Source organism: Bacillus rhizoplanae, from assembly GCF_917563915.1.
GTDB classification, from domain to species: Bacteria; Bacillota; Bacilli; order Bacillales; family Bacillaceae_G; genus Bacillus_A; species Bacillus_A rhizoplanae.
Window position 1 is genome coordinate 38,833 of record NZ_CAKJTI010000014.1, and the last position, 18,502, is coordinate 57,334.

The 18,502-nt window shown below is 34.4% G+C and carries 15 protein-coding genes; 4 read left to right on the forward strand and 11 right to left on the reverse strand.

Going from position 1 to position 18,502, the window contains the following annotated elements; all coding sequences use genetic code 11:
• Window positions 1-24 precede the first annotated feature (24 nt).
• Complete coding sequence (locus LRP84_RS13895) at window positions 25-1,623, forward strand: ABC-F family ATP-binding cassette domain-containing protein (protein ID WP_230575626.1); 1,599 nt, start codon at window positions 25-27, stop codon at window positions 1,621-1,623.
• 332 nt (window positions 1,624-1,955) lie between these two features.
• Window positions 1,956-3,401: an ArnT family glycosyltransferase gene (locus LRP84_RS13900; RefSeq protein WP_230575627.1), complete on the forward strand. Its 1,446-nt coding sequence runs from the start codon at window positions 1,956-1,958 to the stop codon at window positions 3,399-3,401.
• 154 nt (window positions 3,402-3,555) lie between these two features.
• On the opposite strand, the gene msrB is transcribed toward LRP84_RS13900, so the two are convergent.
• The 4 genes from msrB to trhA all read right to left on the reverse strand — a co-directional run bounded on the left by msrB (window position 3,556) and on the right by trhA (window position 7,961).
• Window positions 3,556-4,515 (reverse strand): peptide-methionine (R)-S-oxide reductase MsrB, encoded by a 960-nt coding sequence (msrB, locus tag LRP84_RS13905; protein WP_230575628.1) that lies wholly within the window; start codon window positions 4,513-4,515, stop codon window positions 3,556-3,558.
• Window positions 4,516-4,597: 82 nt separating this feature from the next.
• Window positions 4,598-5,632 carry an AI-2E family transporter gene (locus tag LRP84_RS13910; RefSeq protein ID WP_230575629.1) on the reverse strand — a complete coding sequence of 345 codons (1,035 nt, stop codon included), beginning with the start codon at window positions 5,630-5,632 and terminating at the stop codon, window positions 4,598-4,600.
• 360 nt (window positions 5,633-5,992) lie between these two features.
• Window positions 5,993-6,625, reverse strand: a complete 633-nt coding sequence (locus tag LRP84_RS13915; protein ID WP_230575630.1) for an AmiS/UreI family transporter — start codon at window positions 6,623-6,625, stop codon at window positions 5,993-5,995.
• 688 nt (window positions 6,626-7,313) lie between these two features.
• On the reverse strand, window positions 7,314-7,961 hold the full coding sequence (gene trhA, locus LRP84_RS13920) for a PAQR family membrane homeostasis protein TrhA (RefSeq protein WP_230575631.1): 648 nt from the start codon (window positions 7,959-7,961) through the stop codon (window positions 7,314-7,316).
• Between the two features lie 272 nt (window positions 7,962-8,233).
• On the opposite strand from trhA, the gene LRP84_RS13925 reads away from it, so the two are divergent.
• A complete protein-coding gene (locus LRP84_RS13925) occupies window positions 8,234-8,797 on the forward strand; it encodes a DUF1836 domain-containing protein (protein ID WP_230575632.1) in 564 nt (187 codons plus the stop codon).
• Between the two features lie 650 nt (window positions 8,798-9,447).
• On the forward strand, window positions 9,448-11,355 hold the full coding sequence (locus LRP84_RS13930; protein ID WP_230575633.1) for a PhoX family protein: 1,908 nt from the start codon (window positions 9,448-9,450) through the stop codon (window positions 11,353-11,355).
• A 337-nt stretch (window positions 11,356-11,692) separates the two neighbouring features.
• On the opposite strand, the gene rlmH is transcribed toward LRP84_RS13930, so the two are convergent.
• The 7 genes from rlmH to walK all read right to left on the reverse strand — a co-directional run bounded on the left by rlmH (window position 11,693) and on the right by walK (window position 18,500).
• Window positions 11,693-12,172: a 23S rRNA (pseudouridine(1915)-N(3))-methyltransferase RlmH gene (gene rlmH / locus LRP84_RS13935; protein WP_230575634.1), complete on the reverse strand. Its 480-nt coding sequence runs from the start codon at window positions 12,170-12,172 to the stop codon at window positions 11,693-11,695.
• Window positions 12,173-12,231: 59 nt separating this feature from the next.
• On the reverse strand, window positions 12,232-12,417 hold the full coding sequence (locus LRP84_RS13940) for a CxxH/CxxC protein (RefSeq protein WP_230575635.1): 186 nt from the start codon (window positions 12,415-12,417) through the stop codon (window positions 12,232-12,234).
• Between the two features lie 51 nt (window positions 12,418-12,468).
• The gene (locus LRP84_RS13945) at window positions 12,469-13,668 is read right to left on the reverse strand and encodes a S1C family serine protease (RefSeq protein ID WP_230575636.1); all 1,200 of its coding nucleotides are present in this window, start codon (window positions 13,666-13,668) and stop codon (window positions 12,469-12,471) included.
• Window positions 13,669-13,731: 63 nt separating this feature from the next.
• On the reverse strand, window positions 13,732-14,526 hold the full coding sequence (locus LRP84_RS13950) for an exodeoxyribonuclease YycJ (protein ID WP_230575637.1): 795 nt from the start codon (window positions 14,524-14,526) through the stop codon (window positions 13,732-13,734).
• Window positions 14,523-15,341 carry a two-component system regulatory protein YycI gene (locus LRP84_RS13955; protein ID WP_230575638.1) on the reverse strand — a complete coding sequence of 273 codons (819 nt, stop codon included), beginning with the start codon at window positions 15,339-15,341 and terminating at the stop codon, window positions 14,523-14,525. Before LRP84_RS13955 ends, LRP84_RS13950 begins: the two co-directional genes overlap by 4 nt.
• A complete protein-coding gene (locus LRP84_RS13960; protein ID WP_230575639.1) occupies window positions 15,328-16,668 on the reverse strand; it encodes a YycH family regulatory protein in 1,341 nt (446 codons plus the stop codon). The genes LRP84_RS13955 and LRP84_RS13960 overlap by 14 nt, the downstream gene beginning before the upstream one ends.
• Entirely contained in the window at window positions 16,665-18,500 is a 1,836-nt protein-coding gene (gene walK, locus LRP84_RS13965) for a cell wall metabolism sensor histidine kinase WalK (RefSeq protein WP_230575640.1), read from the reverse strand. The genes LRP84_RS13960 and walK overlap by 4 nt, the downstream gene beginning before the upstream one ends.
• Between the last annotated feature and the right edge of the window lie 2 nt (window positions 18,501-18,502).

An 18,502-nucleotide genomic window follows, 5' to 3' on the forward strand; every position in this document is an offset into this window, starting at 1 on the left:
CTTTATATTTAAGAATTTAGTATCATGATTCAAGATACTATTTCAAACAGGGCGGAGGACACTATGAGCTTATTAACAGTTGAAAGCCTAGGGCATACCTTTGGCGATCGTACATTATTTAAAGATGTATCAATGCGTTTATTAGCAGGAGAACATGTTGGATTAGTCGGCGCAAACGGCGTTGGTAAATCAACATTTATGAATATTATTACAGGGCAACTTATTCATGATCAAGGACGTGTAGAATGGACACCAGGTACGCATTACGGATATTTAGATCAGCATACAATTTTAACACCTGGAAGAACTATTCGTGACGTATTAACAGATGCGTTCTTACCTTTATTTGAGAAAGAAAACGAGTTAAATACAATTACTGAAAAAATGGCAACAGCTTCACCAGAAGAATTAGAAGAACTACTTGAACAGATGGCAGAAGCGCAAGATGCACTTGAAGCAGGCGGTTTCTATTTATTAGATATTAAAATTGAAGAAGCAGCACGCGGTCTTGGAATTGATGCAATTGGTTTAGATCGTGATGTTTCGGCATTAAGTGGTGGACAACGCACGAAAGTATTACTTGCTAAACTATTACTTGAGCAGCCAGAAGTGCTATTACTCGATGAGCCGACCAACTATTTAGACGTTGAACACATTCAATGGTTAACAAACTATTTAAAGGAATATCCATATGCGTTCCTTTTAATTTCCCATGATACAGAATTTATGAACAAATGTGTCAATGTTATTTTCCATCTGGAATTCTCAAAAATGACACGCTACACAGCAACATATGAAAAGTTCTTAGAACTAGCAGAAATCAACAAAAATCAACATTTACAAGCATATCAAAAACAACAAGAATTCATTAAACAGCAAGAAGATTTTATCGCACGAAATAAAGCGCGTTACTCAACAACAGGACGTGCAAAAAGCCGTCAAAAGCAGTTGGAGCGTATGGATCGTATTGATCGCCCAGAAACTGCTATGAAACCTGAGTTTTCTTTTAAAGAGTGCCGTGCAAGCAGCCGCTTTGTCTTCGAAGGAGAAGATGTAGAAATTGGCTATACACACCCTCTATTACCGAAATTAACAATGACAATTGAACGTGGTGAGAAAATTGCCATTGTCGGATGTAACGGTGTCGGAAAATCAACATTACTCAAAACGATTCTTGGAAAAAATAAACCGCTAAGCGGAAAAACAAGTCTTGGTGATTTCTTAGAGCCAGCTTATTTTGAACAAGAAGTAAAAGCAGAAAATATTACACCAATTGATGATGTATGGAATGCGTTCCCACACTTAGACCAACATCAAGTACGTGCAATGCTTGCGAAATGCGGTTTAAAAAATGAACATATTTCTCGTCCATTGAGCCAATTAAGTGGTGGTGAACAAGCAAAAGTTCGTTTATGCAAATTAATGGCAACAGAAAGTAACTGGCTATTATTTGACGAGCCAACAAATCACCTTGACGTAACAGCAAAAGAAGAACTACAGCGCGCTATGAAAACATATAAAGGTACCATCGTTCTTGTTTGCCACGAACCAGACTTTTATGAAGGTTGGATTACAAAAGTTTGGAACGTAGAAGAATGGGCAGAAAAAGCTGCTCATCAATAAAGTGAAACTTCCATCAGTGGGGGTTTTCTTCATCCCCTACTGATGGTTAGTTGAACCAATCGGGCTTTTACGGGCAGTTAGCCCCCACCTATCTTCTTTGCTTCTTTCTGAATCTTGAGGTGGGGGGCTTACTGCCCGTTAATGCGGGATAAAAATATGCCTCTTGTCTAAGACAAGAGGCATATTTCATTATTTCTTATTTAGAAAATAACATTTTACCTTGTTTAAAAAACTGTATTCTTATAAAGAGTGCGCTTTATTCCCATCTAAATACATAAATTATTACTATACTTCACCTTGAAAATTAATAAAAACAAGGAGTGTAACAAACCATGTTAACCCTACAATGGAATCGTTTAAATTCATTGTTAGCAAAATGCCTCGTGTTTTTATGCTTACTTATCTTTGCTTTTACTATTTGGAGTTCTTATTTAACCGTTAAAGAAACTCTAAGTGTTCGAACACTTATTAGCGGCCCAATTGTAATTATCATTATGATTTTACTGATATTACTAACTTACCTTTGTAATAAATATCTTTCTAAAACTGCCTTTATTATTTTGTTAACACTTTGCACGTTTACCCTTCGGTTCATTTGGATTCTAAAAATCCCAACACCAATTGAATCTGACTTTGCATTAATGTATAGGAGTGCTGTACAAGCTGCTCACGGTGACTATAGTTTTTCAAGTTCCCCCTACTATACAGCGTGGGTATATCAACTTGGATTTACGATGTATCAAGCTTTTATCATCAATGTATTCGGTAACCATATATTCATCTTGAAGTTGTTAAATGTCCTTTATTGTACAGGAACTACCATATGTATATATAGTATTACAAGCAACATTTTTAATGAGTGGACTGGGCGTATAGCTGGACTATTATATGCTTTTTTTATTCCAAGCATTATGATGAGCTCCGTCTTAACTAATGACCACCTTGCAACATTTTTATTTTATTTAGGGTTCTATTTATTAGTGTCAAAAAGATTCTATAGTAAATATACTTGGATCTTTGTAGGGATTACACTAGCGTTTGGTGATATAATACGTCCTCTAGGTAGCTTTATTTTATTAGCAGTTATCATTTATCTATTCCTTCACGGATTTCTTGGGAAAGATAAGAAAACAATAGTTACTACAACAAAGAAACTTATTGGTATTCTTTTTGTCTTTTATGCTGTCCATTATCTCGTAAACTTTGCATTCATTGCTACAGGAATTACACAGTATCCTTTATCTAATCGTGATCCCCTTTGGAAATTTGTCGTAGGACTTAACCACGAAACAACAGGATTATATTCAACATCCGATGCTGAACAAATCATGAGTCTAGAAATAGGTGAAGAAAGAAAAGAATTAGAAATGAAGCTCATTAAAGAACGAATTGCAGATAAAGAAAAGCTATTCACACTCTTTGGGGATAAATTTTCCTATATGTGGGGAGGTCTTGATTCCGCTGGTTACTGGAGCTTAAATCAATTAAATAAAAAAGAATTAGCTGATACAGCCATGGAATATGAAAAATATATTTATATTGCAACCATGCTATTTGGTATGATTGGATTATTATATCTTCTTTTAACAAAACAGAAAAACCTTCAGTATACATTATTCCTATTACTTATTATTGGATATATATCTATTCACTTTTTAATAGAAATACAGACAAGATATCGATATTTTATCATTCCAAGCTTCTTTATTATTCAAAGCTATGGAATCTATGTGATTCATCAATATATGAAAAAACTCACACGATTACCATTTTTATAAAAAAGTGTAAAACCCATTATTCTTTAAACTCAACACTAAAAAATGATATCTTTCACAAAATACCTTTAAATGAAACGGTTTATGCATTAAATAAAAATAACATAATAACAGCCTGTTCCAAAAATGAAATAAGCCGAACAGGCTGTTATCTTTTTTAGCGTCTAAACAAGATGAGAAAATCTCCATATCCTTCTTTCTCTAAATCCGCTTTAGGGATAAAACGAAGTGCAGCAGAATTAATACAATAGCGTAAACCATTTGGCCCTGGCCCATCTGGGAATACGTGTCCCAAATGAGAATCTGCATCTTTACTACGTACTTCCGTTCTCGTCATATTATGGCTCACATCTATTTTCTCTTTTATACTTGCTGATAACATCGGCTTCGTAAAACTAGGCCATCCACAACCGCTATCAAATTTATCTAAAGAACTAAATAAAGGCTCTCCTGAAACGATATCAACGTAAATACCTTCTTTTTTATGATCCCAATATTCATTTTGAAATGGTGGTTCTGTTCCATTTTCTTGTGTAACATAAAATTGCATTTCTGTGAGTTTTTCTTTTAGATGAGTATTATTCTTTGGCCAATATTTTTTGATAAACGCATCACGCCCCGAACCTTGGCGATATAACGCATATCGAAACGGATTTTTCTCATGATAGCTTTGATGATATTCTTCTGCAGGATAGAATGTTGCAGCCGGTAAAATTTTTGTGACAATCGGCTTCAAAAATCGTCCACTTTCTTCTAATTCACGTTTAGACGCTTCTGCCGCTTCGCGTTGCTCTTCACTATGATAAAAAATGACTGTTTCATATGATTGTCCGCGATCATGAAATTGGCCTCCAACATCAGTTGGATCAATTTGTTGCCAATATAAGTAAAGTAATTGCTCATACGGCATACGCTCTGGATCAAAAGTAATTTGTACCGCTTCATAATGCCCTGTTGTCTCTGAGCAGACTTCTTTATACGTTGGGTTTTCCTTATCTCCACCTGTGTATCCAGATACAACCTTTATAATGCCATCCATCTCTTCAAATGGCGACACCATGCACCAAAAACACCCTCCGGCAAATGTTGCAAATTTATATTTTTCGTTTACAGCCACTTCTTCACCCCACTATCTTTTCTTACAGTATGGCATACAAAAATATAAGTTATAAATAAAAAAGCATCAAAATAGATGCTTTTTATTTCTTGTTCACCATTTCTTCTTTCTCATCACTTGTTACTTCTAACACATCTAATAAAAATATAAAGATCGGAATCCCTATAATCAATCCCCAGACTCCTAAGAAATGTTCAGAGAAAATTAAAATCATAAATGTATAAAAAATAGGTAGATTCGTTTTAACTGACATAAATTTTGGATTTAAGAAATAACTTTCAATCGCATGAATGACTGCCACAATAATTAAAATGTATAGTACATATACAGTGCCCCCAATATTGTAAGCAATTATACAAAGTGGAAACAGTGATATAATTACACCTGCAACGGGAATAAGACCCAATAAGAAAATCATTAAAGCTAACCCGAGCAACTGCGGAAAACCTAAAATCCAAAGGGCAATAACAGATAACACACAATTTATAATAGCAATAAAGAATTGGGCCTCAATTACTTTTCCAAACGAGCGAGCGAATTTCTTTCCAAAATACTCAATCTCATTATAAAAAACAGCTAATTTACTTTCTTTGAACTTTACTGTAAATGCAACAATCCGAGATTTTTCTAACAAGAAAAATAAGCTTAAAATGAGTGAAAGTAAAATTTGCAAGCTTACTTTCCCAATATTCGCTAATGAACTATAAATGATGTCAACACCTTGATTCACATACTTCGATAACTCTATATGATCAATTGCAGAAACTAAATATTTAATTACCTCATTATCAGGTGGATTTCGTACAAATATATTGAACTGATACACGAGCTGTGTAATTTGTATCATTAGAACTGGTAAATACTTGTATAATGTAATAACAATCCCACTAACCAATGTTATATAGAGAAACGCAATAATTATTCTTCTATTAATCGGTAAAAAATGGTCCATTTTACGAGAGATAAATTTTTGAAATCGATCCATTAAATACGTAAGAATAAATGTAATTAAGATTAAATTAAACATACTTTTCAACCCATATAATATGAGCACAAGTAACCCTAATATAACTAACCTCTGAAACCCTTTGCTTTGAAACAGGTTTTTCATTTGCATAATCGAAGCTTGATCTCTCCTGTCCTTATAATTCGTACTAATCTCATTTTACAATATAAACGGTACTTTCAGAACGTATTCTTGTAAACTGAATAAAAAGTTTTACTGGTAAATTTAAATTTTCTTTAAACAATATGTATCTAAATTAATGTAACATAAAAAAACAAGCTATTAATAGCTTGTTTTCTTTATAAAATTCAATGTTATTTATTATTTTCCCTCTTACGAAATGCTTTATTATCAACTATTAAGCTGCTCTTTCAGGATGCCCAACACCTATATAATCGAGGCAATAAAATTTTTCATTTTACACTCATCAATCCATGGGAGGGTCCTAAGATACTTGCTTAAAGCAATTAACTAGTAACTCGTGTGTGCATCTATATTTTTTTGAACAGCATTCACATTAGCTTTCAATTTAAACGTACAAACACAGAAATATATAATCGAAAGAATTGATATATATATCCATAGGTTATATACATAAGCGTTCTCCCATACACCTATCAAGGAAAGGAGAGCTGGGCACGTCAGTGTAACCCATGACTGTACAAAAGCTATTTTTCCAATATAATGATTGATGTTCTTTTTCTGCACATTAGAGATAAAGAATAAGAACCATAGAAACGCCCACATCAACCAAGTTAACGCATTAACAATATCTTGAAAATGTATAATAGCTACAATCATGTAGAATAGTGCAATAATCGCTACCCAAAGAGAAAACCAGCCTAATCCATCACCTTTTAATCCTACGATGAAAGTAACTCCTACGTATAGATAAGTTAAACCAAATAAAAAAGTAGCCGCATATAAATACACTGTCCAATTGCTTTGATCGGACACTACAATTAAATAAAAAGGAATAATAATTTGCAGTACACCTACAAATAAATTAAAAACACCAACACTCTTTTCTTCCGCTTTTCCTAGCATTACAAGGCTATTTAAAAAGAGCGCTGCACCGGAAAGCAATAATCCAACATTACCCATATATATTCTTGTGAAAAACAAAACTGTTTTTCACAACGATACCTCCTTACATCATACATTCATTTTTTAATAGTTTTAACAATAAAAAGCAGTTCCTCTTCTCCAATAACTGTAGCAGAGGAACTGCTTGTCTTTAGAAAAATTTGCAACAGATAATACATTTGAAGTGCATATAAATTTTGAATCAAGCGCTTCCAAAACGAAAAAGTATACATTATGAAAACGATATCAATATCATAACAGCATTCGGGATAAAAATAAATGATAAAAAAAATAGTATATAACCCACAAAATACCTTTATTTATAAAATCATTACAATCAGATGGCACTTCTATCAGTGAGGGTATTACTATCCACAAATAGCGGGATAAAGTGAAACTTTAATCAGTGGGGTTTTCTTCATCCCCCACTGATTATTAGTTGAAGCAATCGGGCTTTTACGGGCAGTTTATCTCTCACCTAACTTCTTTGCTTTCACAGAATTTTAAGGTGGGAGTATTACTGCCCGTTAATGTGGGATAAAAATATGGCTCTTTTTTAACAAAAAAACCCCCATCTTTTTTCCTTGGATAGGAGTCATCTACGCACTATTTGGGAATTTCCCCATCAATACGACACTCTATATACAAAAATTCATTAAGCTGTAAAGTTTCTTATCGTACATTAACTTTTACTTATATCCAAATACTAAATTACATAGAAGTAAACACATAAAAAGTGAGCAAGGCTACCTAGTAACACAAAAATATGAAAAATTTCATGATGGCCCATATATTTAAATTCCAACCATTTCGGTTTTGTACCATAAATAAATCCGCCAATCGTATAAAATACCCCTCCCAATATCAATAGCACCAGACCATTTGCACTGAGATTTTCTGATAATGGAGCAAAAAAGAATATAATCAGCCATCCCATTAAAAGATAAATAGATGTCGATAACCACCTAGGACAGCTAAACCAAAACATTTTAAAAATAATTCCGCACACAGCAGTTCCGTACACCAATATGAACAATAGCAAACCTTTGTCGGCTTGTAACGTAATTAAACAAAAAGGTGCATATGTACCTGCAATTAAAACAAAAATCATGGAATGATCCAGTTTTCTAAAAAAATAAATGACACGATCATTTGCAACAACCATGTGGTATACAGTGGATGCAGCGTAGAGAATCATCATCCCCATTCCAAACAAAATTACTGCTGAAATTGCAGTGACAGACGGCATTTCTATAGAAACTTTCACTAACATGGCAAGAAGTGCGACAAATGATAAAATTGCACCTCCAAAATGCGTAAATGCATTAACCGGTTCTCTCACATAAGAATTCACATTAACAACCCCCTATATAATCACATGTAGTTTTAATAACTACATGTGATTATATAGGAATTAATTCTAAAGGTCAACATTTACAAGTAATATGTTTCATAATACTATAATTAAATATACAGGAATAACCACAGAAAGTTATAACCATTGATGATTAGTTGAACCAACCGAGCACATGCCAGCAGCTACTCCCCACCTTGTTTTCTCATAACTTTAAGGTGGGTACAGCAGCATAAAAATTTACATCATTCCTATAAAGGTGAGGGTTTCATATGGAAAATACAAAGGATTTACTAAAAACATTACATTTAGAAAAAAAAATTACACTCGAAGATATCCCCAACGTAGATTTATATGTAGATCAAGTCGTTCAGCTATTTGAAAATAGCTACAATATGACAACTAGAAACGAAGATGAAAAAGTACTAACGAAAACTATGATTAACAACTATGCAAAAGGAAAACTGTTTTTTCCTATTAAAAATAAAAAGTACTCTAAAGAGCATATAATCTTAATTAGTTTAATTTATCAATTAAAAGGGGCACTTTCTATTAACGACATAAAAAGTTCATTAGTTGAAATTAATGAAAAATTAGTACACGAAGACAATTTTGAACTAGATGCTCTTTATAAAAGTTACCTCCATCTAACAGAAACAAATATCAAAAACTTTAAAAATGATGTAAACAATCGAGTAGACGAAGTGAAAGCAGAAGCAGCTATCCTCGAAAATGAAAATCTTGAGAAGTTCTTATTGCTTACATCTTTCGTAACCATGAGTAATATGTATCGACGTTTAGCAGAAAAAATAGTGGATGAAATGAAGAATTCCTAATTCTATTTATTTTTAATTCATGAACCACTAAAAAAGCCACCTATTTCTAGGTGGCTCTACTAACCATCAGTGGGGGTCTTACTGTCCGTTAATGCGGGGTAAAGTGAAACTTCCATTAGTTTTGCGGCAAAAGCATCGATACGTCCCTACTACAATTTATTATTCTTCAAGCAGTTTCTCATCACGTCATAGAGGTGATGATTAGTTCTACTCACTACATTAAAAAAATGGGCCTGAATCTCCCCGGGGCAATATCGTAATATAATATAAAATCAAGCCATAACTTCTACCTATATACAAAAGAGCATCGCTATATAGTTTTACTTTTGGGAATATTCACCCAGGTAAAAAACCTAAAGCTAACGTTTTGGGGTCTTTTACTTGCCTATACTTTTGTATTCTCCGTTAAACTTCTTCTATTTTTTGGATAAATATTATCCCTAATTAGAACAGATATAAAATGTTTTAAACCCTCATTTGCTTATGATACGGTTCTCCGTAAATGATCTATTAGAAGGTCCAATCAATCATTATATAAATTTATTATTATTTTAATAAATTCTCAACAATGAAAGATATCTCTTAATACCCTCTTAACAATTTAATGATTTAATAAAATTATTAAAAATCTTAGGAGGAATCAAATTATTATGAAAAAAGTAGTTTCAGCTGGTCTTTCTATGGCTATAATGGCTTCTGCTGCAATTCCGACTTTTGCATCCGATTTTGATCACAGTTCTAAGTCTCAAAAACACAACCAAATAGAGCGCGTAGAATTTACTTCTATGAAAGCTCCAACTACTATTGAAAGCATGGTCAAAACTTATTCAGAGGCTAAGGTGAAAGTCACCTATAAAGACGGGAGTGTGAAAGAAACGCCTCTTGATTACAACTCTCTTTTTTTATCCAAAGATAAAATTGTAAAAAATAAAGGTGAAATGATTCCAGCGGGCACCCCTATTGACGTGAAAGGGAATCCAATTGTCGATAAAAGTGTTCCGGACAAGCCTTCTTATTTTATTTCTGATGCACCTGACTCCAATAGTTTTATTACGGTCGCTGGAAAATCTTATATTATCTCTCATTATGAATATGATTCAATAGATAATGCAGGAAAATCAATTTCTGGTCTACCGGCATCTATGACTCTTACACAAGTTGATCAAAATAAAGAAAATGGCGAATTAGCTGTTAATAACGCCAAAAAAATTGATTTTTCAAACGTAAATGGTCTTTGGAATCCATGTAATGGAACTACAACAGAGTGGAACACTCATCTTGGCTCAGAAGAATATGAACCAGATGCACGCTCATTTGAAGATCCTACATCTAGTTCTTATAAAGCTGTTACAAACTTTGCTAACTACTACTTTGGTGATAAATCTAAAGCAAATCCTTACTTTTATGGCTGGATTCCTGAAATCTCCGTCAATGCACAAGGAGAATCTTCCGTTGTCAAACATTATAGTACAGGAAGATTTTCCCATGAATTAATGCAAGTTTTACCTGATGATAAAACGGCAATATTTGGTGATGATGGCGGAAATACGATGATGTTTATGTATGTGGCAGATAAAAAGAAAGATTTTTCTGCAGGAACGCTATACGCAGCTAAATTTAAACAAACAAGTACTGAAAATGGCGGTGCAGGAAACTTAGAATGGATTAAGCTTGGTCATTCAACCGATGAGGAAATAAAAGCTATTATTGATAAAGGTGTCAAGTTCAATGATATTTTTGATACAGCAACTCAGCCTACCGCTGGCTATACGGCAGTCAAAACATCAGCAAATAAAAACATCGAGTATCTTAAAGTAAAACCTGGAATGGAAAAAGCAGCTGCATTCTTAGAATCTCGCAGATATGGCGCTATATTAGGTGCAACATCTGAATTTAATAAAATGGAAGGCCTCGCTGTCAATGAGAAAGATAAAAAAGCGTATATCGCTATGTCCTATCAGAATGGCAGTATGCAAAAACAGGAAGGCAGTATTCAAGACGATATTCAGCTACCCGCTATTAATTCTGGCGTAACCTGGCAGATAGACCTAAACAGCGAACAAAAAGATAACAACGGCCGTCATATTGAAAGTGAATTCGTACCTGTTAGTATGAAAGGACTTATTGTTGGAGAAGATTTGAAAACTCCAGATGCCTACGGAAATACAGCTGCACCAGACAAAGTAGCAAATCCTGATAACTTAACCTTCTCAAACGATTTAAACACGTTATTCATTGGAGAAGACAGCTCTATGCACACAAATAACTTTGTATGGGCTTATAATGTTAAAACTAAGCAACTATCAAGAATTCTTTCAGTTCCTGCTGGCGCAGAAGCAACAGGATTAAGAGCAGTTGACGATGCTAATGGCTTCCGTTATATCTTAAGTAACTATCAGCATCCAGGTGAAGACCTTGAGGGCAAACAAATTACAGCCGTCGACAAAACTAAATTAGAAGAAGCGATGAAACAAGGCCTAGGCATTCAGGAGACTGGAGGAGTTGGCTACATATCCGGACTACCTTTTGGAAATAAAAATAATAACTCCAATAAATAAAAGATAACACGCGGCCCTTATGGCTTAGTTCGCATATCCTGTAGACTAGGCCATAGGGGCTTTTTGTATGTTAAGAAACGCCTACTCCCCAAAGGAAAGCAGGCGTTTTTAACTTAGTAAACTAGAACTGAATATATCAAACAGCATTTAATAAAGTGAAATTTCCAACAGTGGGGTTCTTCATCCCCACTGTTGGAAAACTCTCACCAATCAGGATTTTATGGATAGTTGTCCCCTGCCTATCTTCTTCACTTCCTCTGAATTTTGAGGTTTGAATGCAAGATGAACTTAAAGTACAACACACTTTAATTAATACAAACACTTGTAAAACTCTTATTTACTTATGGTATGGTTCATTACGATTAATTCGAAACGCTCTATATACCTGCTCTAACAGTACCAATCGCATCAACTGATGGGGCAGCGTCATTTTTGAAAAAGATAATGACTCATTGGAGCGCTTCATCACTTCTTGACTTAACCCAAGCGATCCTCCAATAACAAATGCCACTTTACTCTTCCCATATGTAGCAAGGCGGTCTAAGTTTGCAGCAAACTCTTCTGATGATTTTTGTTTCCCTTCAATTGCTAATGCAATTACATGCATATCATCAGAAATTCTATCTAAGATACGAATTCCTTCTTTTTCTTTTACCATTTGCATTTCTGCTTCACTTAAATTTTCCGGTGCTTTTTCATCTGGTAACTCAACAACCTCCACTTTTGCATAAGCGGATAATCGTTTTAAATACTCTTCAATGCCTTGTTTTAAATATTTTTCTTTTAATTTTCCGATTGAGATAATCAAGATATTCACATATATTCCCCACCTTACAAACACGTTATCCACAGAAGTTATCCACATATCCACATACATCATCCACATATTGTGTGGGAATCTGTGTTCGATACAACATATGTCGCCTTATTTTGACAAAATTCACACATTTTTTGCTCATTATCTTTATTATCCACAGTGTGGATAAACGGTGGCACTTCACATTCATCCACAATAATATCTAATGCTAGTTCCACATGCTCTAAACAACAAGGTAATTTCATAATTTCACCTCACTTATCCACAACAGAAAACAGGAGGGGCTGCCTCCTGTTTTAATACTGCTGACTGCCTAATTTTACATTTGTTGTTTCTCGTTTTGCACCACGATAAAATGTGATCGTCATTTTATCATCAATTTTCTTATTATATAAGATTTTTCGGAATGCAATAATATCTTGAACTGCTTTTCCATCTACTGCTACAATTACATCATATTCGCGTAAACCTGCATCTGCACCAGGAGATGGGCTTTTCACATCTAAAACACATACACCTTCTTTTACATTAGCTGGAAGATGTAATGTTTGATCCCAATAATAATTTGGAATTTCATTTAAAGACCTTAATTCAACTCCAACGTAAGGTCTTCTTACTTTCCCATACTTTTCAATCTCATTCATAACTGGAACAGCTCTTGCGATAGGAATTGCAAGTCCAATCCCCTCTACCTCTTTTGCAGCAATTTTCATGGAGTTGATTCCAACAAGCTGCCCTGCTTCATTTACAAGAGCCCCGCCACTATTACCAGGATTAATAGCTGCATCCGTTTGCAATACTTCTACTTGCCAATCATAATGTCCATCTTGATCTAAATCAACCGGTACAATGCGTTCATTTGCTGAAATAATCCCTTGTGTTACGGAACCTGAAAATTCTAAACCAAGAGGGTTCCCAATTGCAAGCGCAGCTTCACCGCGTTTTACTTTCGTAGAATCACCAAGTTCAATGACCTTCTTCGCATATTTTTCATCAATTTGTAAGACAGCTAAATCTGTTACAACATCAGTTCCTAAAATCTTTCCAGGAACTTTTTTTCCATCACTCAAACTTACTTCAATACGATTTGCTCCTGCTACAACATGATTATTTGTTACAATATATGCGTTTCCTTTTTCCTTCTTGTAAATTACACCAGATCCTGTTCCTGCTTCTGAATCTGCTTCTGAAAAATTATCACGCTGAATATTAATAACACCAACAACCGCTTCTGAAGCACGGTCAACAGCTTGAACAAAGCCAGAATGATCTCCTGTATTCGTAGCTTGAGGAGTAGACTGCGCTATATACTGTTTCTCTTCACTTGCTTCTGTTTCTCTTATTGTAGTCCAACCTAATTTTGAAAACGTTGGAATAGCAAAAGCAAATAATGTAGCACCAATGACGGTTCCCGCTACAACAGAAACGAAAATATGTTTATGCTTTTGCTTTCTTTTTCGTTTCATCTGTAAATCTTCTTCATCAATAAAGGACATTTATGCTCACCTAGCCTTCCGAAAGCATTTATATTCTCCTTTATTGTTTACCAAAATGAAGAATTATACGTATTGAATTTTAGTTGGCTTTTTGGGATCCGTATCGTGCAGCTGGAATGCTTCTCCTACAGCAAGTCCTTTTTCTTCAAGTACTTGTTCAACAGACATACGAGCAAGTTCTTTCATATTATTGTCTAAACTAAGGTGAGCCAAATAAATATGCTTCGTTTCATCTGTAATCACATCGGTCATCGCAAGAGCTGCGTCTTCATTAGAAACATGTCCTACATCACTCAAAATTCTTCGTTTAATGCTCCACGGATAACGTCCCATTCGCAGCATTTCAACATCATGATTACTTTCAAATACAAAAGCATTAGCTCCCTTAATAATTCCTTTCATTCGGTCGCTAACATATCCCGTATCTGTAATAAGCACTAACTTTCTTCCATTATGATGAAACGCATAAAACATTGGTTCAGCAGCGTCATGTGAAACACCAAATGATTCCACTTCAATATCTCCAAATGTTTTAATATCTCCAATTGAGAAAATAAATTTTTGCTCTGTTGGAATATTACCGATTAAATGTTCCATCGCGTTCCATGTTTTCTCATTTGCATAAACGGGCAAATCATACTTACGTGCTAACACGCCTAGTCCTTTAATATGATCGCTATGTTCATGTGTAACAAGAATACCGGATATGCTATTTATGTCTAGTTCAGCTTGCTGAAACAAAGTTTCTGTTGCTTTTCCACTTAGCCCTGCATCTACTAATAATTTTTGGCGCTCTGTCCCTACATACAGCGCATTTCCTGTACTGCCACTTGCAAGTACACTAAAATGCAAACTCATTTACCCTCACTCCATTGCTCGTTTTCCTTGTTGTCCTTGCCCAATTGAATAATTTGTCCCTCTACTGCATTCACAAAGTAATCCATTTTATCTGTATACAAATTCCACGTTGGAACAAGAACTTGCACATTTGAGGAAGAAGGAGCTACCACTGTTGCATATCCTAGTTTTGCTCCTTTTACATGACTCCCTTGCTTTAATTCATTTTTCGTATACAACGTTTCTAATGCATTCCGAGCAGAAATAATATCCAATTCCTTATTTTGCTCTCCCATCTCTTTAAAATCATACAACATCGTTTGTGTATACGATATAATTTCTTTCTTTTCATTTAACTCCGCAACAATCATACCGTGTTGATTATAATAAATGGGCTTATCCTTATATTTTTGAAAAAAATATACTCTCGATCCTTCTACTTTCCCAGCCGCACTATATTTTTGTCCATCAATTACATAAGAACGTAGAAATTCACTATAATTATCACCTATTGTTGCTTTCAAATTTCCAAATGGTTCTTTAAGCTTACTTGAAATTGTATTCGAATCTTGTAAAGACGCCGTTTGATTTTTTAAAGAACGTATATCTTCATCAGAAAAGACCTTATCTTTTGCCATAATATACGTATCTTTCGTCGGTTCTTTCGGCAAATTATCAGCTGTAATTTTATCTGCTTTCAATTGTTCCTCAATATTCGTTTCCGTCATATAATCAAGTTGATCACTATCTTGCTTTTGAATGAACTGAAAGAGAAGAAAGAGATCTAAAATGAAAAAGGCAACAATAAAAATTGTTTTAATCCTATTCCAATCCAATGAGCTCTCCCCCTTTCTCCTCGCTCCATTCTAGAATTTTATTATCTTCACCATACACAACGTACCAAATAGGTTTTAAATTTACTGCAGCAATGTTTTTCCCATCAGCTCCAGGCTCTGGTATAAGTTTATATCCTAACCGAATATCCTGAATTAATTTCATATCTACTTTTTCATTCTTCTCTAAAGATTGTATCACTGTCTTACCATCCGGAAGAGAAATTGTTCGATCATCACCATACTTTAATGTCGATAACTTAAATAATGGACGCCTATACGAAATTAATTCATCTGTCCCCCATACTTGTTCTAACGTTGCCATACCACTTTCATTAAATACAGGTAAGCTATCAACATATAAACGATACGTTGTTTGTCCTTTTTTGGAGTTCATATAATCAAAACGATAAGAATCTGTTAAGCCACCATGACTATTAATAAAATCAAAACTGCGTTGAACAAGCGCGTTTCCATATATATGTGATTGATCTGATACAGCTGAATTTGTGTACTGTAGCATTTGTTTTTTCTTTAATACTTGCATAAGACGAATTCCATCTGTATATGTGTTTTCCTGATCATTAGACACTTTTTTTACATAACGAGGATCTGTAAATAATGCATTTATAAATATATCCTCAGGTATATCACTTATTAAATATCCCGTACTTTGCATATCTGTTTTCGTATCTGGTAAAAATATCTCTCTTGTATCACTTAATGTGTATTGAGAGTATTCCCTCGCATTAGCTGTAAATTGGTCACGTGCTGCATCAAGTTCTTTGAGCGTAATTCCCTTTAATACCATCTGATATACTTTGCGATTTTCATACGAAATGAAATATACAGGAATGTTACCATCCCGGCTTCCTTGTAAATCAATCATTATACGATTGAAACTATATAATTCTGGGATTTTTTCTTTAATTGTAAAAACACTTCTCATAGAATCCAAAGGTATATGTGTAGGAAAAATCATTTCAATCTTATTTTTACCACGAACAAAGGAGAGGAATTGATGTTTTGGGATATCATCTGATATATCTCTAAAATCATACAATTCTCCTCTCTCAAGTAATTTATACAAAGGATCAATAGTATCTATATTTTCGCTTCCAAGGTGTGTATTCTCTTTATGAAAAAGAACTAAAGAAGGCAAAATTACATTTACAGGACTCTTCTGCGTCATCTCAGCATTATCTTGTAAATACTTTGCATTTTGTGATTTACTAGAATCCGGCACATAAGTCCATAAATTAAAAGTAAGAAATAAACTAATAACAACCAAATTAATAAGTAAGACTGACTTTAAATTCTTAATTTTCATTCCCAGTCATCCTCTTCTTCCTTTTCCATTGGAAGCGTGAAATAGATGGTTGTCCCTTTTCCTTCTTCACTTTTTGCCCAAATTGAGCCGCCATGAGCTTGAATCATTTCCTTGGCAATTGCGAGACCTAATCCCGTTCCGCCTAGTTTACGCGAACGCGCTTTATCAACACGGTAGAAACGTTCAAATACTTTATCTACGTTCTCTTTTGGAATACCCACTCCTTGGTCGCTAATACTTATTTCTAACATATCTTCTCTTTCTCGTAAACGATATGTCACTGTTCCACCCTCTGGAGAATACTTTAACGCATTTGAAATGATATTATAAAGAACTTGTGTAATTTTATCTTCATCGATTTCAATAAAACGTGCTTTCTTAGAAAATGAACGATTAAAAGATACATTTTGTTCTTTTGACATTTCAAAACGGTCAATGATATTACTAAAGAATTGTGTAAAGTCTACCCATTCTTTCATTAAACGATGTTCTGTACTATCCAATTTCGAAAGCTGCAATAGTGCATTTACAAGGCGAATCATTCGTTCCGTTTCTTCTTGTGTTACCTGTAAGAATTGCGGTGCAATATTCTCATCTTGCCATGCTCCTTCACCCAATGCCTCTAAATAGCTGCGCATCGTTGTTAATGGTGTACGAAGTTCATGTGAAACGTTTGCTACGAATTCGCGGCGTTCTCTATCAATCCGTTCTTGTTCCGTTACATCATATAATACCGCAATTAAACCATTCACCTTTCCAGTCTCTTTTTGAATAACAGAAAAGCTAGCTCGCAAAATATACGGCTCATCCCTTGTACTAAAATCTAATATAACAGAGTCTGGTTCTTCATATAAATTATCTAATGTGTATTCTTCTTGAATGCCTAATATTTCTAGAATAGACTGGTCTAATGCTGTTTCACGTGAAACATTTAGCATCTTTTCTGCCGGATCATTTAATAAGATAATATCGCCTTTTCGATCCGTTGCAATTACCCCATCTGTCATATGAGATAACACAGATGAAAGCTTTCGTCTCTCACTTTCCGTAGAAGAACGAGCTTGCTGCAACTTCTTCGATAAGTTATTAAATGCTAATGCTAGTTGGCCAATTTCATCATTGCCATGTACTTTTACTTTACGAGAGTAATTTCCCTTTGCCATTTCGATGGCTTGCCTTCTCATGTCTGAAATTGGTCTTGTAATGGTTTGTGCCAACAAAGTACCTAGCACAGCTGTTACTAACAATGCAATAACCGTTCCCGTTGCAAAAATTTGATTAATAAGCTTCATTTGTTTATAAACATCTTCCATAGAAGCAACAATATAAATTACACCGATTGTTTTCTTATTGTTTCCTTGAATTGGAGTGGCAACAACTTGCACACGATTCCCTGTATTGCGATCTATTTCCATTTTTTCAACAGGTTTTTCTTGAACTAAAGCTCGCTTTACCAGTAAATCTGTTGTTTTCTTTCCAACAATCCCTTGATTATATTGATGTGATGTCGCTATTACACGACTATTTGCATCAATTACCCTAACTTCTTGAATATCAGCCTTTCGATCAGAAGCAAAATCTTCTATGCTCGTTTTAACCGCTTCTTCAAGAGTGGGATCTGTTTTTTCTCTTTCTTTCGTAAATTCCTGCTTTAAATTGTAAGCGAGTAAGTTCGTTCGTTGTGTTAATGATTCCTTAAAGCTCTTTACAAGATTCTTTTCCAGCTCACGAACAAAATATACACCAATAATTTGCATCGCCATTAAAATTAATAGCATGTAAATTAATACGAACTTTAAATGAATAGACTGAAAAAAACCAACTTTCTTCATAT